Origin of the sequence: Bacillus sp. OV166 (assembly GCF_900177675.1) — a bacterium.
Taxonomy (GTDB): Bacteria; Bacillota; Bacilli; order Bacillales; family Cytobacillaceae; genus Neobacillus.
In genome coordinates this window covers 354234-373556 of sequence record NZ_FXWM01000001.1, presented here as the reverse complement: position 1 = coordinate 373556, position 19323 = coordinate 354234, and the positions used below count along the sequence as shown (strand labels likewise).

Annotated in this window: 18 protein-coding genes and 1 other annotated feature; of the genes, 5 read left to right on the top strand and 13 right to left on the bottom strand. The window is 40.1% G+C overall.

Annotation, left to right across the window (positions count from 1 at the left end):
- Positions 1–11: 11 nt before the first annotated feature.
- From CCK98_RS01915 to CCK98_RS01890, 6 genes are all read right to left on the bottom strand, one after another.
- Complete coding sequence (locus CCK98_RS01915) at positions 12–1475, bottom strand: PH domain-containing protein (RefSeq protein WP_256942225.1); 1464 nt, start codon at positions 1473–1475, stop codon at positions 12–14.
- Positions 1465–1941 (bottom strand): PH domain-containing protein, encoded by a 477-nt coding sequence (locus tag CCK98_RS01910; protein WP_088085055.1) that lies wholly within the window; start codon positions 1939–1941, stop codon positions 1465–1467. Before CCK98_RS01910 ends, CCK98_RS01915 begins: the two co-directional genes overlap by 11 nt.
- 72 nt (positions 1942–2013) lie before the next feature.
- Positions 2014–2979 (bottom strand): UV DNA damage repair endonuclease UvsE, encoded by a 966-nt coding sequence (uvsE, locus tag CCK98_RS01905; RefSeq protein ID WP_088085054.1) that lies wholly within the window; start codon positions 2977–2979, stop codon positions 2014–2016.
- A gap of 92 nt (positions 2980–3071) precedes the next feature.
- Complete coding sequence (locus tag CCK98_RS01900) at positions 3072–4568, bottom strand: DEAD/DEAH box helicase (RefSeq protein WP_088085053.1); 1497 nt, start codon at positions 4566–4568, stop codon at positions 3072–3074.
- A 593-nt stretch (positions 4569–5161) separates the two neighbouring features.
- On the bottom strand, positions 5162–6541 hold the full coding sequence (gene murF, locus CCK98_RS01895; RefSeq protein WP_088085052.1) for a UDP-N-acetylmuramoyl-tripeptide--D-alanyl-D-alanine ligase: 1380 nt from the start codon (positions 6539–6541) through the stop codon (positions 5162–5164).
- Between the two features lie 229 nt (positions 6542–6770).
- Entirely contained in the window at positions 6771–7844 is a 1074-nt protein-coding gene (locus CCK98_RS01890; protein WP_088085051.1) for a D-alanine--D-alanine ligase, read from the bottom strand.
- Between the two features lie 224 nt (positions 7845–8068).
- Between CCK98_RS01890 and CCK98_RS01885 the strand changes: the two genes are divergently transcribed.
- The gene (locus CCK98_RS01885; protein WP_088085050.1) at positions 8069–8737 is read left to right on the top strand and encodes a sulfite exporter TauE/SafE family protein; all 669 of its coding nucleotides are present in this window, start codon (positions 8069–8071) and stop codon (positions 8735–8737) included.
- A 71-nt stretch (positions 8738–8808) separates the two neighbouring features.
- Here CCK98_RS01885 and CCK98_RS01880 read toward each other — a convergent pair whose 3' ends face one another.
- A complete protein-coding gene (locus CCK98_RS01880) occupies positions 8809–9585 on the bottom strand; it encodes a hypothetical protein (protein ID WP_088085049.1) in 777 nt (258 codons plus the stop codon).
- A gap of 229 nt (positions 9586–9814) precedes the next feature.
- On the opposite strand from CCK98_RS01880, the gene mgtE reads away from it, so the two are divergent.
- Positions 9815–11170: a magnesium transporter gene (gene mgtE, locus CCK98_RS01875; protein WP_088085048.1), complete on the top strand. Its 1356-nt coding sequence runs from the start codon at positions 9815–9817 to the stop codon at positions 11168–11170.
- Between the two features lie 169 nt (positions 11171–11339).
- On the top strand, positions 11340–11933 hold the full coding sequence (locus tag CCK98_RS01870; protein ID WP_088085047.1) for a DedA family protein: 594 nt from the start codon (positions 11340–11342) through the stop codon (positions 11931–11933).
- Here the strand turns inward: CCK98_RS01870 and CCK98_RS01865 are convergent.
- From CCK98_RS01865 to argS, 4 genes are all read right to left on the bottom strand, one after another.
- Complete coding sequence (locus CCK98_RS01865; RefSeq protein ID WP_088085046.1) at positions 11930–12259, bottom strand: hypothetical protein; 330 nt, start codon at positions 12257–12259, stop codon at positions 11930–11932. The two genes, CCK98_RS01870 and CCK98_RS01865, sit on opposite strands and share 4 nt — an antisense overlap.
- Positions 12260–12274: 15 nt before the next feature.
- Entirely contained in the window at positions 12275–14101 is a 1827-nt protein-coding gene (locus tag CCK98_RS01860) for an APC family permease (protein ID WP_088085045.1), read from the bottom strand.
- Positions 14102–14376: 275 nt separating this feature from the next.
- Entirely contained in the window at positions 14377–14841 is a 465-nt protein-coding gene (locus tag CCK98_RS01855; protein ID WP_088085044.1) for a DinB family protein, read from the bottom strand.
- Positions 14842–14913: 72 nt separating this feature from the next.
- Positions 14914–16608, bottom strand: coding sequence for an arginine--tRNA ligase (gene argS / locus CCK98_RS01850; protein WP_088085043.1), 1695 nt, complete (start codon positions 16606–16608; stop codon positions 14914–14916).
- Between the two features lie 51 nt (positions 16609–16659).
- Positions 16660–16871: a binding site (T-box leader), on the bottom strand.
- Between the two features lie 104 nt (positions 16872–16975).
- On the opposite strand from argS, the gene CCK98_RS01845 reads away from it, so the two are divergent.
- Together CCK98_RS01845 and CCK98_RS01840 are read left to right on the top strand one after the other, a co-directional pair.
- The gene (locus CCK98_RS01845; RefSeq protein WP_088085042.1) at positions 16976–17233 is read left to right on the top strand and encodes an alpha/beta-type small acid-soluble spore protein; all 258 of its coding nucleotides are present in this window, start codon (positions 16976–16978) and stop codon (positions 17231–17233) included.
- Positions 17234–17486: 253 nt separating this feature from the next.
- Positions 17487–17762, top strand: a complete 276-nt coding sequence (locus CCK98_RS01840; RefSeq protein ID WP_088085041.1) for a hypothetical protein — start codon at positions 17487–17489, stop codon at positions 17760–17762.
- A 73-nt stretch (positions 17763–17835) separates the two neighbouring features.
- Here the strand turns inward: CCK98_RS01840 and CCK98_RS01835 are convergent, their stop codons facing one another.
- The gene (locus CCK98_RS01835) at positions 17836–18408 is read right to left on the bottom strand and encodes a TetR/AcrR family transcriptional regulator (protein WP_088085040.1); all 573 of its coding nucleotides are present in this window, start codon (positions 18406–18408) and stop codon (positions 17836–17838) included.
- Between the two features lie 128 nt (positions 18409–18536).
- Entirely contained in the window at positions 18537–19319 is a 783-nt protein-coding gene (locus tag CCK98_RS01830; protein WP_088085039.1) for an ABC transporter permease, read from the bottom strand.
- Positions 19320–19323: the final 4 nt, after the last annotated feature.

Below are 19323 nucleotides of genomic sequence, written 5' to 3'. Positions count from 1 at the left end.
TGCAGCCGAAACTACCTTTCACTGCAAATCCTTTTTTCTTTGCCGCTAGAATACCAATCATAAATTTCCTTTAGATCGCCCTTTTCCATATCAACGACAGTGCCGCCTGCATCACCGGCACCCGATTTCACAAAGGCTTCGAATGTCCCTAGTTCTTGTTTCTGCTGAAAATAACTTTCTCTTATTTCCAAGCTTTGAATCTTATTTTTCTTCATTATAACCGTCGTTCGAATCAACATTAACGTCCGGTATCTTAGCGTTAGCTGCTGTTCAGCAAGAGTCCAACCAGCTGCCTTATATTTTAAAACAGCCCCAAGCGTCATCGCACCAAGCAGAATGATGGAAAGAAGGCCCCAAATCTTCAAAAATATTAGAGACACAATCACGATCGGAATAGCAATGTACCAGTGCCTGAATATACAGCGCCACATCGACCGTTTCGGTAGTGGGGTAAAGGTGGTCGGGACAAGGTAATCTGTAATGGCCGGTTCAAGGATGGAAGCGATCTGATCTAGCTTGACGATCGGCAAAAGGGTCACTTTTGAACCCTCTTGATTGGCCGATGACCCGCCAGCACTTTCCGCATATACGGTCGCATAACCGAGGGGTTGTCTGACAATATTTTCACTGATGCGAATCGCTTGGATCCGCTTCAAAGGAATGGTTATTTGTCTTCTCTCCAACAGACCCTGAGTAATAACTAAATCATTGTCTTTTTTGATCACAGTAAAATTAGCATACTTTAGCATCGTACCAATGAGCGCGATTACCCATGCCAGGAAAAATCCAATAACCACAAGGATCGTTAGCAGGATCAGACTAGGAGCCGTCCATTTTCCAATACCGCTGGCTAATCTTCGAAAGGGAATCAGGTCATCCACTTGACTTAATAACGCAAGGACAGCTGAGATGACCACCCCAACACCACCTGAGGTTAGGGAAAGAATCAATAATTTTCCGGTGGAAATTTTATAAACGGATTGACCCTCAGGTAAATCTTTTCCTTCGATTGCCCCGTTCCCTTTAGCTGCTGCCGTAAATTCCTGGATTACCAGAGCCTCCCCTTTCGATATCCCAGAAAGGACGGCTTCCGCCTCTTCTGCTCCCATTCCGCCAGCCGTTTCAATTTGGAGTTTTACCAACCCGAACAATCGTTGTAAAATACCTTCGGAAAGATCGATACTTTGAATTCGTTCATATGGAATGTATCTTTTCTTTCGAATGAAAATCCCATCTTTAATCCGGAGTTCATCCTGTTCCAATTGGTATGTATACCGGACCCATGAGAGGAGACTGGTGATAAAAATAATAATAATCGCTAGTAAGGAAACACCCAAGGCGAATAATAACGGCCGCCCACTATCGCGAGTAACCGAAAATGTAAAAGCAGCAATTGGAAAAATAAAGTTTTTTATTCTTTTACCCATATATCCCAAAATGGCTATGGGATGAAGTCGTTTTGGTTTAGACATCATCTTCAGCAACCCTTGCTAGTTTCGATATATTGAACCTTAATTGTTCTGCTTCTGTTTCTTCTAAAGCAGGAATTTGATGGGCTGTGGCCGCCGTATGAACAATCACTGAGGCTAATTTGTACTTCCTTAGAATAGGCCCTTGGACGGTATCTACATGCTGGACGCGAACCATTGGAATTAAGGTACGACTTCGGATAAAGATACCCTCCTGCAGCTCTATTTCTTCCTCACGAACTTCATATCTCCACCATTTCCATCTGAGTGTAGGAAATAGAAAAATATGTAAAAACGTAAAAATAACTCCTAATATGATGAGGGTAAGCGAAATCCAGAAGGGACCATCGAAAATATCTAATAGTAAAACAATAACAGCTGTGATCGACCATTCTATGACAACCTTGATTACTGCAGAGATTCTCCATACCTTTAAAGCCTTTTCCGAAAGTCGATTTTGCGGTTCAACCATTCATCTCTCCCCCTACTTCACAATCTCAAAATCAGTTTAAGTATACATGGTTGGGGAGTACGGCACTACTACTTATTCGATAATAAAACTGGACTGGTCGATCCACGTAACTCCTTCACACTCTTGCAAATCCTTTACCAGTTGAAAAAGCGCCGCATCTTTTTGCTTCGCTTCAATCATACAGTGGATCTCTGGAACCGTTCCCTTAACTTGATTTAAAAATCGAAGAAACATTTGCGGGTCAATTGTATCCGCATGGGCTCTAAAATCTTTTTCGGAGCGCGGACTGGATATATGTATCTTTATTGGCAGAGGAGACTGTGCCCAGGTCGCAACAATCCGCTCCCAATCAGCAGTCCAGTCTTCCTCTTCATGATTAGCAAGATGATGATGATAATCAAACACCATCGGCAGACCCAACTTTTCACAAAGGTATAGTGTCTCCTTTATTGTAAATGTCGTATCATCATTTTCGAGCATAATCATTTTTTGGATCGCAGGGGAAACATAGGCCCAATTATGAATAAAGTATTCCAGGGCTTTCTCCTTATCGTTATACCCTCCACCGACATGAAGTACACAACGGTGTTCCGTATCAATTTCCATTCCTTTTAGGAGTCTTTCATGCATCGCAAGCGTCTTTAAGGAATTAATCAAAATATCCTTATTCGGTGAATTAAGCACCACAAAATGATCTGGATGGAAGTCAATCCTAGAAGGGTGCTCTTTTATATAATTGGCTAGTTTTTTGAGTGGTTCTTTCAATGGTTTGATGTAGTCCCAGTCCAGTAATTCCTCATGATTAGCCAGGGGAATGACCCGCGAACTTAGCCTAAAAAAATGAATTTGGTTACCCTCATTGTGCTTTAATAACCGCAAGCAATTTTCTAAGTTCGATATAGCGATTCTCTCTAATTTCCGAATCGCTGCGTCCCGGTCTTTTATTTTTTCAAATTGAGCAAATGTCATCGTTTGTGAGGGGGAAGCATTCTGAAGCTCTACACTCATTGCAACATATCCAAGTTTTATAATTGTCATAAAATCACCCCAACTAGAATGCGTTAATATTTACTGTTCCCCTTTTGGTCAAATAAAAAAAGCATGAACGATATCGTCCATGCTTTTGTATTTTAGTGGTTAAAAGTTCTTGGCTTTGATGCTGACTTACCGCCGCCGCCAGTTCTTTTTTCACCACTGCGTGGCTTTGCGGGTGCTTTTTTTCTGTTACGGTCCCCACCGTATGAACCTGAACCTCTAGAATCATCTCTTCTTCTACGGTCACGATCTTGGGGTTTTCTTTCTCGTCTTTGTGGAAGCTGTTCTTCTGTCAGCTTAACCGGTGTTGTATCCGGTTCTTTTGTTAACATTTTCAACACAGCTGCGATAACAGTTGCTGCATCATTTTCTTCCAACAATTCTTGAGCTGCTGCCTTATAATAATGTAAGTTGTTCGATTCAATCGTTGCAACGATCTTTTCTACAACTGCTTTTTGTTGACCTTCTAAAGCTTCATCAAGCGTAGGAGCTTTCATTTTTTCCATCTTGCTTCTAGTAGTTCTTTCCACGACAGCAAGATATGATTTTTCACGTGGTGTAATAAATGTTAAGGCTACACCCTTTTTACCGGCACGACCTGTACGTCCAATACGGTGAACGTAGCTCTCAGGATCTTGAGGGATATCAAAATTGTATACGTGAGTTACTCCCGAGATATCAAGTCCCCTTGCTGCTACGTCTGTAGCTACAAGCACGTCAATTGTTCCTTCTTTAAATTTACGAAGAACTGACATACGCTTTGCCTGAGTTAAATCGCCGTGAATACCTTCTGCCGTATAACCTCTTAAAGTTAATGCCTCCGATAATTCATCGACACGGCGCTTCGTACGACCAAAAACAATCGCTAGTTCAGGGGATTGAATATCAAGAAGTCTTGTTAATACATCAAACTTATTTCTTTCCACTACTTCAAGGTAATACTGTTCAATGGAAGGAACGGTCATTTCTTTCGTTTTGACACGAATAATTTGTGGATCCTTCATGAACTTTTCTGCCATTCTTTGAATCGGCCCTGGCATAGTAGCAGAGAAAAGTAATGTTTGACGTTCTGCTGGTGTTGAAGCAAGAATCGATTCAATATCTTCAATGAATCCCATGTTTAACATTTCATCTGCTTCATCAAGAATCACTGTATTTACCGTTTCGAGGCGCATCGTTTTTCTGTTGATATGGTCTAATACACGACCTGGAGTACCAACAATGATATGTGGTGCTTTCTTTAATGAGCGAATCTGGCGGCTAATATCCTGCCCGCCATATATTGGCAGTACACGAACTCTTTTGCCTGAACCTAGTTTATATAGTTCTTCTGATACTTGAATCGCAAGTTCACGAGTTGGTGCAATAATGATACCCTGGATTGCATCCGCACTAATATCGATTTTTTCAATCAATGGAATACCAAATGCAGCTGTTTTACCTGTTCCTGTTTGAGCTTGCCCGATCAAATCAATACCTTTTAGCCCCAATGGAATAGTTTCTGACTGAATTGGTGTTGCCTCCTCAAAACCCATTTTGAGGACAGATTGTAATGTGGCCTGACTTAGACCTAATTCTTCAAACTTTGTCAATGTTTTCATTCTCCTTCATCTATGTGAAAATATTTTTTAAGTGCTGAATATTTTCGCCTGATACTCAGAAAAGCGGAAGCGCCTGCTCTTAGAGGCGAAAAGCGCTGGAGGGCCCAAGTTGAAGTCCTATTTTGACTTAATTAAAAATGCTATAGGTTATCTTTCATCTTTGATCAAGTAGGTTTAAAGTTCATCAAGGATAAAATAAGTTTTAATTTTATCACAGGATGGCAGTGGATTTTTATACTTCATCTTAGGCAGGACCGAAACGGCTCGGTTCCCTTGGCGCTTGAGCGGACACGCATCAAAATGCCGTAATTAGGTAACATCTTTATTTTACCAAAAAAAAACATGCTCCCTCAAGGAGTATGCCCTTTAATAATCGTTCTTTAGACACGTTGATGAACATCATACCACTATTGCTAGCATTTTGCAATAAAGACAAGTTTGTTACAGTTTCAAACCGATCCTATTACTTCATCAAATTGTCTAATACTCGATAAGAAGGGCAACTTCTCCACACAAGGGGGGTCTCAGTTATTTTTCTTTTATCAAGCTTAAATCATTCATTAATTCGTCAGTTTTAATTTCTTTTATTTTTTTTGCAATGCCGTTACGATTTCCTCTAATTTCATACCTCTGGATGCTTTGACAAGGATTAAGGTGTTTTTATTTACATGTCTCTTTAATTCTTGAATAAGTGATGCTTTTTCTGTAAAAGCAAACACTCTTTCTTCTCCCAAAACAGTTCTGGCTGATTTTGCAATATGCCCCCCTAAGTTTCCATAGGTGAACAGAAGATCGACTTTATCACGGTTTAAAGTAGTTCCAATTTGCTGATGATACTGTTCTTGCTCTGGACCAAGCTCTAACATGTCCCCTAAGACAAGGATTTTTCTATCATACCCCTTAAGATTGGAAACTAATTCGATCGCCGCCATCATGGAAGTGGGACTTGCATTATAAGCATCGTTAATTATTTTTTCGCCCTGATCCCCTTCTACTAACTCCATACGCATATTCGTTAACTTAATACCAGCTAACCCCTCATTCATTTTTTCGAAAGGGATTGAAAAATAGTTAGCAATCAACATCGAGGCAAGTGCATTTAAAATATTATGCGTTCCTAATACTGGAAGTTCGAAAGTAGTCTTTGAAGCGTTGATTTTGAAACGATTCCCATTCTCTAACTGAGTAATATCAGTTGGATATAGATCATTCGTTTCATTTCTGCCGAATGTTTTAACCCGTACGTTAACTTTATGTTGTTGAATTCGTTCCATCAGCAATGGTTCATCACCATGGAGGACAGCAAGTCCACCTTCTTTTAGCCCTTGGAGGATTTCAAGCTTTGCTTCCGCAATACCTTCTCTTGAACCAAGGTCGAGAAGATGTGACTCTCCAATATTGGTAATCACCACAGCATCCGGGCAGGCAAGCTTCGTTAGGAATTCAATCTCCCCCCTGCCGCTCATTCCCATTTCAAGGACGGCAATTTCAGTGTCTTCGTGTAAGCCTAAAACCGTTAATGGAAGACCAATATGATTATTATAATTTCCTTCTGTCTTTTGAACCTTATAATTTGTGGCAAGAATGCCGGCAGTCATATCCTTTGTCGTTGTTTTCCCATTGCTTCCTGTGATACCAACCACTTTTACGTTTAATTGTTTTCGGTAGTTTCTTGCTAATTCCTGTAAGGCCACAAGACAATTATCGACAATCAAAATGGGTAAATGGGTGGGCGGGTTTGGGACATCCTTTTGCCAAAGGGCTGCAGCTGCTCCTTTACTGATGGATTCTTCCACATATTTATGTCCGTCTGAAACCTCTCCTTTAAAAGGAATAAACAGGTTACCATTTTCAATCTTACGGGAATCAATGGAAACACCCGTGATTATCTTTTCAGCAAACGGACTCCCATCATTTTGAGCAGAAACCATTTCAGCAACCTGTTGTAACGATCGTATTATCATTGAAATCCTCCTTTTTTATTTATTTCTTTGGACTTTGTTTACTGTCTAGCTACAGAGCCCAGCGGCTAGTGTGCTTCGCTCTCCGCCCTACGATAAGTCAAGCACGAATGCGCTATCGCTCTCCGTGTTTCCTTTTCAGTTGGAGCGCTCCAGTCCATACGCCGCTAAACGGGCGCTTTCGCTTTTCTCATAGAAATGGACACGGCAGCTACAGCCGTGTCTCCGTTTTTTAGAAAGTAAACTTTATCTGTTGTTTCTCTGCATGTTTTTCATTCGCAAGACTTACAAGTCGCTCAATCAATTGTGGGTACTCTATGCCTGTGTGCTTCCACAAGAGCGGGAACATACTAAATGGGGTGAAGCCAGGCATCGTATTTACCTCATTAATTAGCGCTCTTCCATCTTTTGTTAAGAAGAAATCGGCACGGACTAAACCAGAACAATCTAAAGATTTAAAAGCTTGGATTGCCATTTGTTTTATTTGTTGTGATTCTTCGTCTGTTATGTCTGCAGGGATGATCAGCGCTGTATCCCCGCTTTCATATTTCGCTTTATAATCATAGAAATCCTTTTTCGGAACAATTTCACCGGCAACCGAACATTCAGGCTCATCATTCCCAAGAACCGCCACCTCGATTTCACGAGCAACGACGCCTTCTTCAATGATGACTTTGCGGTCAAATTGAAAAGCTTCAGCAAAAGCGGTTTCTAATTCCGCACGATTTGTACATTTGCTGATTCCGACACTGGAACCAAGGTTTGCGGGCTTTACAAAGCAAGGATAGCCAAGTTCTGTTTCGACCTTGCTATAAGCCTCTGCTTTTGCTTTCTCCCATTCACTTTTAATAAAGGCAACATAGTTTACTTGGGCAAGCCCTGCCTGTGCAAATACATTTTTCATCATAACCTTATCCATTCCTGCCGCTGAAGCTAGAACTCCATTGCCGACGTATGGGAGGTTTAATAGTTCTAATAAACCTTGTACGGTTCCATCTTCTCCGTTTGGTCCGTGCAGCAACGGAAAGATGACATCAAGTGTTTCCTGCTTCTCAGCTTGGAAAAGTGCGGGTGCGAGCGATAAAGGCGATAATTGATTCCCCTCTGCAAATTCGAGCGCCTTCACGTTTTCAACCGGCTCACTTAACTGCGGTCCTTTTATCCATTTTCCTTCTGTATTTATGTAAATAGGATGAATTTCAAATTTTTCAAGGTCTAACGCTCGAATGACAGCCAGTGCTGTCTGCAGGGACACTTGGTGTTCGGCTGATTTTCCTCCATATAATAAACCTAATTTTGTTTTCATACGAAAACCTCCATTTTCTCATTCACGGTTATATTTTAACACTTATTTTAAAAAGAAAGGAAATGTAGTCCACCAATTTTTTATATGTTTTTTCCTACTGAATATTTTATGATGGCCATAGCTTGCTTAAAAACTAGCGCTGGTTAAATTGTCAATTTTCTCATTCCCGTTTATCCTAATATTTCATGTATAATTATTTTAAAACGCTAATCTGGAGGCACATAATGACTGGATCACTTTTATCCATATTATTATTAGGCTTTTTGCTGGGAATTAAGCATGCAATCGAGCCTGATCATGTTATTGCAGTTTCAACCATCGCAAGCGAATCAAAAAATTTAAAGCGCTCAATCTTTGCCGGTGTCTACTGGGGTATCGGGCACACGGCTACTCTTTTCATTGTTGGAATGTTTTTGATTGTAGCCAAAAACACAATCACAGATACGGTCGCCCTGAGTCTTGAGTTTATCGTGGGAATTATGCTAGTTAGTCTCGGCTTAAATAGTATTGTAGCGTTTATGAAACATCGCCATCATCACCCACACACCGAGGGTAGCCAGACCATTGAAAAAAAAGGCCGTACCCATTATAAATCCTTTTTCATCGGGCTCATTCACGGGCTTGCCGGCAGTGCAGCAATGGTTCTGCTTACAATGAGTACCGTTTCGACCGCGTGGCAAGGTGCTTTATACATACTTATTTTCGGTTGTGGCACTGTTGTTGGTATGCTCAGCTTTTCAACTGTTATTGGTATCCCCTTTGTTTTGACATCCGGTAAACAGTTGAATAGATATTTGAATCATCTCGCAGGCATTATCAGCATATTATTCGGAATTTATTATATGTATAACTTAGGCGTGAACGAAGGATTATTCAGCCTTTGGTTTTCATAATAAAAGCGGAAGCACCATAAAAAAACAGTCCCACCCAAATGGAGTGGGACTATTTTATCAAGCCAAATGATTTAGATGACGTTTAATTTCCATTCTTTTGTCTTCTTATCAAAAATAATTTTCGCGTGATATGGTTTAGATGATATTTGATCATATTCCTCCACCATATCATCCATATTCGCGAAATCACCAATTACCCAGATGGGAATTTCAATTTTCCCTCGCTGGTGATCTGCAGCTCGTAATGATATGCAAATTCCTTCTTTAATGAAAGGTGTTAATGAAAGCAGGATTTCTTTATTCACCTGAGGATACGTTCTTTTCTTACGAAATCCTAGGATCGATTTTTCAATCTTAAGATCTCCTAATTTTACGGCCACTACTTCGCTAAGCACATGAAAAAAATCTTTGAAGCTGCGGTAATAAGTTTTGTTATACCAGCCATCATCTTGTGCTAAATAAACAAAACGGTTCCCTAATTTATTATAAAAAGGCAATTTCAAATGATGCTTTTGATGACCTAAGTACAATAATTCAGCGATTTCCTGTCCCGTCAGTTCATTCAACACATCTTCCTCAATAAAATCAATCCAGCAAAAGTTTTCGTAACTATAAACATTGTCCGCTGCTAACTTTTTAATTCCTTCTTCAGGGCAATATTCGAGTTGTGTATGCATATTAAAATCAGCATCATCAAAGCGGTGCTTTAGTAAAAGCAAGTGATTTAATGAACCTGAAAAAGCAGCAGCGAATTCAGCAAATTCGATACCGGAAGACATTACATACTGGTCTGTTTGGTTCAAATGGACATAGATGAGATCCTGTATGTCTTGATGATGCTTCTTCAAAGCAAAACTCCTCCGATCAACACATGAAATGATTTAGTCAATACTTCCTTATTTTATCAAATAATAGTCCAAATAGCTTATTTCAATTCTTTTACAAATAATAAGTTTGATTAACACATACTAGATTTATGCCTATTGATTATTATTTGTTAACTTTCCTTTTTCATCTATATTTCTTTATCAAATTAGAATCTATGCATTAGCAAGATAAGGAGCTGGTCTATCACATATGATTAAAGATATGACTCAAGATGAATTAAGTCTTTATATTATTAAAACCTTAAAAGAAAATAAAAAAACTGAATTCGAAAAAATACTCGAAGAACTCCAACCCTATGATATAGCGAAGATATATGAAGATCTACCTGAAAAACACAAAGGACGATTTCTCCTGTTTTTAAAATTTGATATTCTAGCTGACCTAATGGAAGAGCTTGATAAAGAAGACCAGCTCGGCTTATTAAATATTTTAGGAATTGAAAAATCAAGTAAGGTCCTTGATTTAATGGATAATGATGATTTGGCGTTATTACTGCATGAATTATCACCGGAGAAGAAGGATTCCCTCCTATCTGGGATGAAAACAGAGGAGTCTAATGCCGTCCAAGATATCATGAAATATCCTCCGGAAACAGCCGGAAGAATCATGACCAACCGATTTGTTTGGATCCGAAGCTATTTTACGGTTCGTGAAGCAGTTGATAAGTTTAAAGTATTCGCAGAATTTGCCGAATCTATTAACTATTTATATGTGATTGATGAAGACCGAAAACTTGTCGGCGTAGTTTCTTATCGTGATTTACTATTAGCAGAGCCAGACGAAAAGATACTAACGATTATGTATGAAAGGATTATTTCCGTTACGGTGGCAACAGACCAAGAGGTTGTGGCGCAAATCGTGGAACGGTATGATTTCCTAGCCATTCCGGTTGTGGATGAGAATAATGTCCTCGTTGGGATTGTCACGGTCGATGACATTATCGATATCGTGATTCAGGAAGCAAATGAAGATATTGAAAAATTGTCTGCTACTGGGAAATCAATCGACTTTGAAACCAAAACATTAGTTGCGGCTGCAAGAAGACTCCCTTGGCTCATCCTGCTTTTGTTCATCGGAGTCATCTCTGGGAGAATTATCAGCAGTTTTGAAGATACCCTCAAGCAGGTTGTGGCACTTGCCTTCTTTATGCCGATGATTGCAGGGATGACAGGAAACACTGGAACCCAATCCCTTGCGGTCGTAGTAAGAGGGCTGATTTCCTACGATATTGATAAGGGCGTAATTACCCGCTTAATCGCAAGGGAGCTTGGTGTTGGGATTACGATCGGGATCACCTGCTCTGTTCTTATCGCGGTCATCGCATATATATGGCAGGGAAGTCTCATTTTAGGTGCCGTTGTCGGCTGCTCGCTATTTTTCACGTTAATCATTGGGACACTTGCAGGGACGATTATTCCGCTTATTCTTTTTCGTTTAAAAATTGACCCTGCAGTTGCCTCAGGACCTCTGATCACCACCTTGAATGACATTTTTTCATTGCTTACCTACTTTGGGATTGCAACCATGTTTTTAAAGTATTTATAGAAAAAATGAAACCTTTTTTGAAGTGAATCGTTAAGTAATGTAGACTTTTCAAAATTTCCATGAATTTTGAATGTCTCAATGATAAACACCATATTTATATCATTATGAGACAAACTGTTATAGAATTATTAGGTTAGACTGATTATTTTTTAATAAGTGAAGGTGGATTATGACAGACTTTATTAATAATATTTTGGAGTTCTTATCACAATTAGGATATTTCGGTATTGCCTTAGGGTTAATGATAGAGATTATCCCAAGTGAAATTGTCTTAGGTTATGGCGGGTATATGATTTCGCAGGGGCATCTCAATTTTATCGGGGCAGTGATTGCCGGGACGATCGGCGGAACGCTCGCCCAGTTATTTTTATATTGGGCGGGTTACTACGGGGGCAGACCTTTCTTAGAAAAATACGGAAAATATGTCCTTATTAAAAAGAATCATATTGACATTGCTGAGCAATGGTTTGAAAAATATGGCGCAGGAGTGATTTTTTCGGCAAGATTCATTCCAGTTGTCAGACACGCGATTTCCATTCCGGCGGGTATTGCCAAAATGTCAGCAACTAAATTTACTCTCTACACCGTGGCAGCCATTATCCCCTGGACCATTCTGTTTCTATACCTAGGTAAAGTCTTAGGCAGTAACTGGGCACATATTAAAGAATACGCACAACCCTATGTGATGCCAGCCATCATCGGAGCCATTGTTCTAGGGGCGATCTATTTTTTAATCAAAAAAACAAAGAAAACCACCGATTAATCCCGGTGGTTTTTCCTTGCTGAGAATTTCCTTTGTGCCCATGTATCAAGCCTTTTAACATGGTTTCTCCCAAGCGTAAATCCATATAAAATGAGTAAAACAATGATTAACGTGAAGAGATCGACTTTCTTGGTTGCTATAAAGTTTACGAGCCCCATTAACACCTGTGGAATTACCCCTGTTAGCGCAAATAATACCGTTGCTATCTTAAACCAGAAGCTTGATTTCAAACCATACCTGGCATATAACATAAAGAATGTCGATGACCACGCTAATACTTCAAGACTGACTAGTATGATCCATTTATTTTCGACCAAAAAATCCATATCCCACCCCACCTTTTACTTTTTAAAATGAAATGGCAGTGTGGACACAATAACCCTCTTTTTAAAAATAAGATAGGTACGAATTAATAAACTTGATTGATTGTGCAGGATATTATGCCAACTCTTTTTGGTAATAAACTGCGGAATCAAAACCGTTACACGATAATTATTTTCCTCTGCCTTATGTTCTACAGTATCAATAAATTTCGATAAGGGAATAAGCACACTTCGATAATGTGACTGTAAGGTAACGAGCCTAACATCCGGCTGCCATTGCTGCCATTTTTCTTCAAACCGCTTTTCATCCTCACGGTCAAACGACACATAAACAGCAAAGATTTGATCAGTTAATGATTTCGCATAATTAATTGAGTTTTCAACCACTTTCGTAATCCCTGCAACAGGTACAATAATGACATTTCCCTCAATTGGCAGCGCTGGATGGTCGGGATGAATCCTCAATTGTTCACCCACCGCTTCATAATGATAATTAATTCGTTTGAAGGCAAAAACGATTATTGGTAAGAAGATCACCACAAACCATACTTGACTAAATTTCGTCAGGAAGAAAATGATTAACACGGCTAAGGTGATGAGCGCGCCAATTAAATTGGCACTAAGTTTAGCAACCCATCCGGCTGGTTTTTCACGTAACCATTTAATAATCATTCCCGTTTGAGATAAGGTGAATGGAATAAATACACCAACCGCATAAAGCGGGATTAAATGCTCTGTTTGACCTTTAAAGAAGATAATAAGCAAGATGGAGCCTACTCCTAAGGATACAATCCCGTTCGAATACCCGAGCCTGTCCCCTCTAATCGTAAACATTCTTGGCATATACTTATCCTTGGCAAGTGCATAAGCTAATAAAGGAAAAGCAGAATATCCGGTATTAGCTGCCAGAACTAAAATGAGGGCGGTCGTTCCTTGGACAAAAAAGTAAAGATAATTACGCCCGAAGGTTTCTTTGGCAATTTGCGAGACGACCGTTTCGTCATGCCTTGGCGATATACCGTAATAATAAGCTAGGAAAGTAATACCCGTAAATAACAACGCAAGAAGCGTCCCCATTAATACTAATGTTTTGGCCGCATTTTTTGGTGCCGGATCTTTTAAACTTGGGATCGCATTCGATATGGCTTCTACCCCAGTTAATGCCGAGCATCCCGACGCAAAGGCGCGAAGAAGCAAGAAAAGCGTAATCCCTTGAACAGGCGCCCCAATTGGTGCATGCTGAACAGTCGGTGATACATGGCCAGTCATGATTTTAAAGAGACCCACACCAATTAAAATGAACAGAGCAACAACAAACAAATAGACCGGATAAGCTAAGATCGACGCTGATTCTGTTAAACCGCGTAGATTGAGGATTGTAATCAGAACTACCAGAACACACGCAATCCCGACGGTATGTGCATGTAAGGTTGGAAAGGCTGACGTTATCGCATCCGTACCAGCAGAAATACTTACTGCCACTGTTAATATGTAATCGACTAAAAGGGATCCCCCGGCAATTAATCCTGCTTTCTCACCGATGTTCTCTTTCGAAACAATATAGGCCCCACCGCCATGAGGGTACGAATAGATAATTTGTCGATAGGAAAGGATTAGCGCCGCTAATAGAAATAATACTCCAACTGCAATCGGAACCGAATACCAATAGGCAATGACGCTTACAGTTGCTAACACAATTAGAATTTGTTCAGTTCCATAAGCTACAGATGATAAGGCATCGGAAGAGAGAATCGCTAAAGCCTTCAAAATATTTAATTTTTGTTCGCCTAGTGCCGTTGATTTTAACGGCCGGCCGATTAAGAATCTCTTAAAAGAAGAGAGCACCTGATTCACCCACCACATTAGAAGTAGAATTACCGATTGATTTTAACACAAGACTGTAGTTAATATGAAGTGTTTTCTTTTGACGAAGTACCAAATTTTTCATGTAATGTCGATTATAATTAATATTACTACTTAGTCTTATCCTAAATAGCATGATTATGAAGAAAATTATTAGTTAAGGCATATAATGTTTATTATTACCACTATTCGTCAAACAAAAAAGCATGGAGACATTATTTAGTCTCCATGCCAATCACAACAATTTTCAAATAAACTTATTTTGCCGCTGCATTAATGACACGTTTCATTGCCTGGATTTGTCCTAAATGAATACTCTCATGGAAAATCGCAAAATTTGTTAGTTCACCAAACGTTTCCTGACCTAGGAATGCTGTTTTTAGCCTTTGGTTAAAACTCTCCGCTGGAAATTCTTTAATCCGTGCCACTTGCTCTTGCAGCTGCACGACCAAATCCTGCAGCTGAGGAACTTCTCCGTCCCAAGCAGCTGGACTAGTCCCCGAGGCAAATAGCGCCATATAGTTTGCTGGCAGCTGGGTAGATTTTTTCGGGAAGCCAAACAACAATTGCTCGGCAACAGTTAAGACATGACCAACATGCCAGTGGATGGTATTGTTAAACCCTTCCGGCTGAACATCAGCAATCCCCTCTTCTAGTGCATCCACACTTTTAACAAACCTATCCCTTGCTAACTCATAATGCTTAAATAATAATTCACTCATCCCACTTTGCCTCCCTTTCCACTGTATAGCAATATTTTATACGATAGCACCAGATTACTAAACTAATACCTTTTACATTTCAGCTGGAGCTTGTAACCCTAATAAACGTAATCCTTCTTTCAAAACTTCCGTTACAGCATAGACAAGCGCTAACCGTTCCTGCTGTTCTGGAGTGTCTTCAAGGATTTTAACCTCTGCATAATATTTATTGAAGGCTTGTGCTAAGTCAATAATATATTTAGCCACTTGGGATGGGTCGAAGTTAATGCAGGCTCTTTTAATGGCTGGCGAAAATTCCATTAAGAGGCTGGTTACCTTCCACTCCTTCTCCCAAGTATTTTCGTAGGATAAGGCACCCAACTCCGCATTTACATTCGCCTTTCGTAAAATAGAACAGGCACGAGCATAGGTGTATTGTACATAAGGACCTGTCTCTCCTTCGAAGCGGAGCATCTCTTCTAAAGAAAATTCAATATCATTCATTCGATTGTTCTTTAAGTCATGGAAAATTACCGCTCCAACACCGACCTGTTTAGCGACATCCTCTTTGTTTGTGAGATTTGGATTTTTCACTTCAATATTATGCCTCGCCATCGCAATTGATTCATTTAAGACCTCTTCTAATAAAACTACCTTGCCTTTTCGTGTGGACATTTTCTTTCCATCTTTTAGCATCAATCCGAATGGTATATGATGCATTTGTTTCGACCAATCGTAGCCCATCTTTGCTAACACAGCCATTAACTGTTTGAAGTGGAGGCTTTGTTCATGGCCAACCACATATAGGGATTGGACAAATTGGTATTCCTCCTGGCGATAAAGAGCCGCCGCTAAATCTCGGGTCGCATACAGCGTTGCCCCATCAGATTTTTTGATCAGGCATGGCGGCAGCTGTTCTTCAGTGAGCTCGACCACCTGCGCCTGCTCGGATTCGACCAATAGCTGTTTTTCTTCAAGAAGCTTGACGACGCGATCCATTTTGTCATTATAAAAGGCTTCACCGGCATAAGAGTCAAATTCGACATTCATTAACTGATATATTCGCGAGAATTCTTTTAATGACTCATCACGAAACCATTTCCAGAGTTTTAATGCTTGTTCGTCTCCGTCTTCTAGCCTTTTAAACCAGCTGCGCCCTTGGTCTTCAAGGCTTGGATTCGCCTCCGCTTCTTTGTGAAATTTTATATACAGGGTTAATAGCTCTTTAATCGGATTCTGCTTGACCTTTTCGGCATCTCCCCACAATTGATAGGCAGTGATCAGCTTCCCGAACTGTGTTCCCCAGTCACCGAGATGATTGATTTTAATCGGCTTGTAACCACATTTCTCGACAATTAATGCGAGCGAGTTGCCAATCACCGTTGACCGCAAATGCCCCATTGAAAAGGGTTTAGCAATATTAGGGGAGGACATGTCTATGGTGACAGCACCGCCATTCCCAAACGTAAGCGCACCATACTTCCCTTTTTGCGAGATGATTTCATTCACTACTTTTTCAGAAGCAGTCTTTTTGTTTAGGAAGAAATTAAGATAGGCTCCAACCACTTCTACTTTTTCAAAAATGGGAGAGTTAATCTTCTTACTTAACTCCTCAGCAATTAGATTGGGGGATTTTCTCTTTAGCTTCGCTAGTGTAAAACAAGGAAAGGCTAAATCTCCGAGCTCCTGATTCTTAGGTTTTTCAATCATCAGTTCCAGATTGGTTTGTGAAATCTCTTGGTCCAGTAATTCATGTAAAATGGCAGCAAGCTCCTGCTTAAAATTCATCTTTAATACCTCCTTTTATCTCTAAAAAAACAAAAAACTCCCGTCTCTACTAAAAGAGACGAGAGTTTTTTATCCCGCGGTACCACTCTAATTGTTCAAAAGAACCAGCTTTCCTTTGTAACGGAGGATCCTCCGGCATACCTTACTCGAGTTCAGGTACACATCTCAAAAGTGCGCTTCATTATCTGTTCTGTTTCAGGCTCCCACCACCCCTGAATCGCTGGTACATCATAGATAACTACTCTCTTTATCATTGATTTTATCCAAATTTATTACCCGTATTATACTGGATTAAAATGGATTTTTCCAGTGATTGTTGATTATTTTTTACATTCAGGTAATCCTACAACTAAAGGAGGGATTTTTTATGGCGAGAAGAAGAAATAAAATCCTTGTCCCCGAGGCGCGCAATGGCTTGGATGTGTTGAAAGCGAAGGTCGCGAATACTGAGAACCCTGAGGATGCGAAATTTGAAGCAGCAGAAGAAGTGGGTGTTCCATTGAAGAAGGGCTATAATGGTCAGCTCACGTCTGAACAGGCCGGTAAGGTTGGCGGCAGGCTGGGCGGCAGCATGGTCCGTGAGTTGGTCAAAATGGCACAAGAAAACTTAGCGAAGAAAAAGTAATACCTGGGGCCTAATTTGTTAGGTCTCCATTTTTATTTATAGGCTGTGTTTAAGGGCATTGTTGATTTTAAAGCCTACGTTGATTGGAGCGGAAGGCGCGAAGACTCCTGCGGGAAGCTCCCCGGACCGCCCGCGCGTTACAGCTCTCCTGGAGAGGAAATCAACAGATAAGTTTAAAAGAGCAAAATTTTTAAAAAAAGTTTGACAATTTTGTGACAATTGATAGAATATTCTTACAAGGGAGTTGATGGTGATGCAGGAAAAACACTTAAAGAGTATTTTTACATTTAAGAAAACAGCTATCTTTGGAAGCATTCTAGGGCTCATTCTTATTTTGTTAGGTCAATTTGTAAACGGTTACAATACTACTTATTTCTTAACTGCACTAGGATTTGGAATACTTGCCGGTTCCGTGGTTAATTACCTTTTTGGAACATTTTTAAGTTTAATGGAAGAACTCACTGGAAGCAGTAATAAGAATAGGCAAAAAATTGCCACTGCTTCAAAAAATATTTATCTTTTAAAATAAGAAATCGGTAGCGCCACTTAGTGACGCACCGATTAGTTAAAAGACTTGTATAGAGGTACGCACAAGTCTTTTTTTATTTGGATAGACCTTTTACTAAAAATACTTTCATGATTTCCGCAATTTTTTCCGAGCTCAGCGGCTGATGATTTCTTTCCCAGTCTGAAACTAGGGCAATATACATTTTTAAAAGAAGAAAGCTGGTAATTTCGGTGTCGTTCGGTGGGATTGCCCCTTTCGTGATAGCCGTGTCAATTTTCTGCTTTAAATAGGCAATGATTTCATCCTCAACGTGCTGCAGCATTTCCGAAACCGCTAGAGTCCCCATTTCCGCTTCCTCTTGCACCAGTTTAATCATCAGTTGGTGCTGAGCGCGAAACTCTAATAAACGATAAAGTGCCCGGTGCACGTTTTCTGTGAAGAGTAACTCTGGTTCGATGACGAATTCTGCCTCAGCAATCATTTCTTTGACCAAAGTGGAAATAATCTCTTCGAATAATTCTTCTTTGTTTTTAAAAAAGGTATAAATCGTCCCTTTGCCTACATTGGCCAGTTTTGCGACTTGATCCATTGTTGTTGCTTTATAGCCAAATAATGAAAAAGACTTTGTTGCCGCTTCTACAATCATCTTTCTTCTATCTGTTGCCATGTCCACACCTCTACTGACCATTTCAGTTTTTCAGTCATTTACTTAAATATACCATAAGATAGGTTTAGTTTCCAAATAGGTCAAAAGTATAGCCGAGTTCCGGATTAGGTAAGAACTTAGCTTTTGATTTAGGAACCTGTGGAGCGATAATGTTTTACACCAAACTGCCAGACAAGGAGACACGGGAGGATAAACAAGCTGCCAGCTACAGGAATCAGCATATATAGGAGGTCGTTCCCACTGTTCTTTCCAAGAATATAAAGAAGCGGCAAGTAATTCACGGTCCCAAACGGGATCACAAAGGTAAAAAAGCGGGCGACCCACTTTTGATAAATATTTAATGGGTATTGCGCCATTTCTCTCCCGCCATCGGTAAAAATGTTAACCACCTCGAGTCCTTCAATCGTCCAAAAACACAGGGTGGCCGCCAAGATGTAGATGCCTGTAAAAATAAACACACCGCTAACAATCATCAGCATTAGTGTGACTGCTTTTACCATACTCCATTCTATGTTGAGATGGATTAGGGCCCAGACCAATACAATCGTACTTTGAAGGAGCCGGCCGACTCTCGTAAACTCGAATTTGGACCCGAGTACTTGAATAAACGTACTGCGAGGGCGAACGAGTAATCGATCAAATTCACCATTCCGAACCAAGCTGGAAAAAGCATCAAAACCGCGGGCAAAGCATTCACTCAACGCAAACGCCATATGAATGATCCCGAAGCAAAGTGCTACCTCAAAGAATTGCCATCCTTTTATTTGCCCAAACCGTTCGAATAAGAAGTATAGACCTGCAAAGATCGAAAAAGGAATAAAAAATTGGCCCAGCGATAATAGCCAAAACGATGTCCGGTATTGCATTTGTGATTTAAAGAGAATCAATAAGTATTTAAAATATATTCTCATTTTT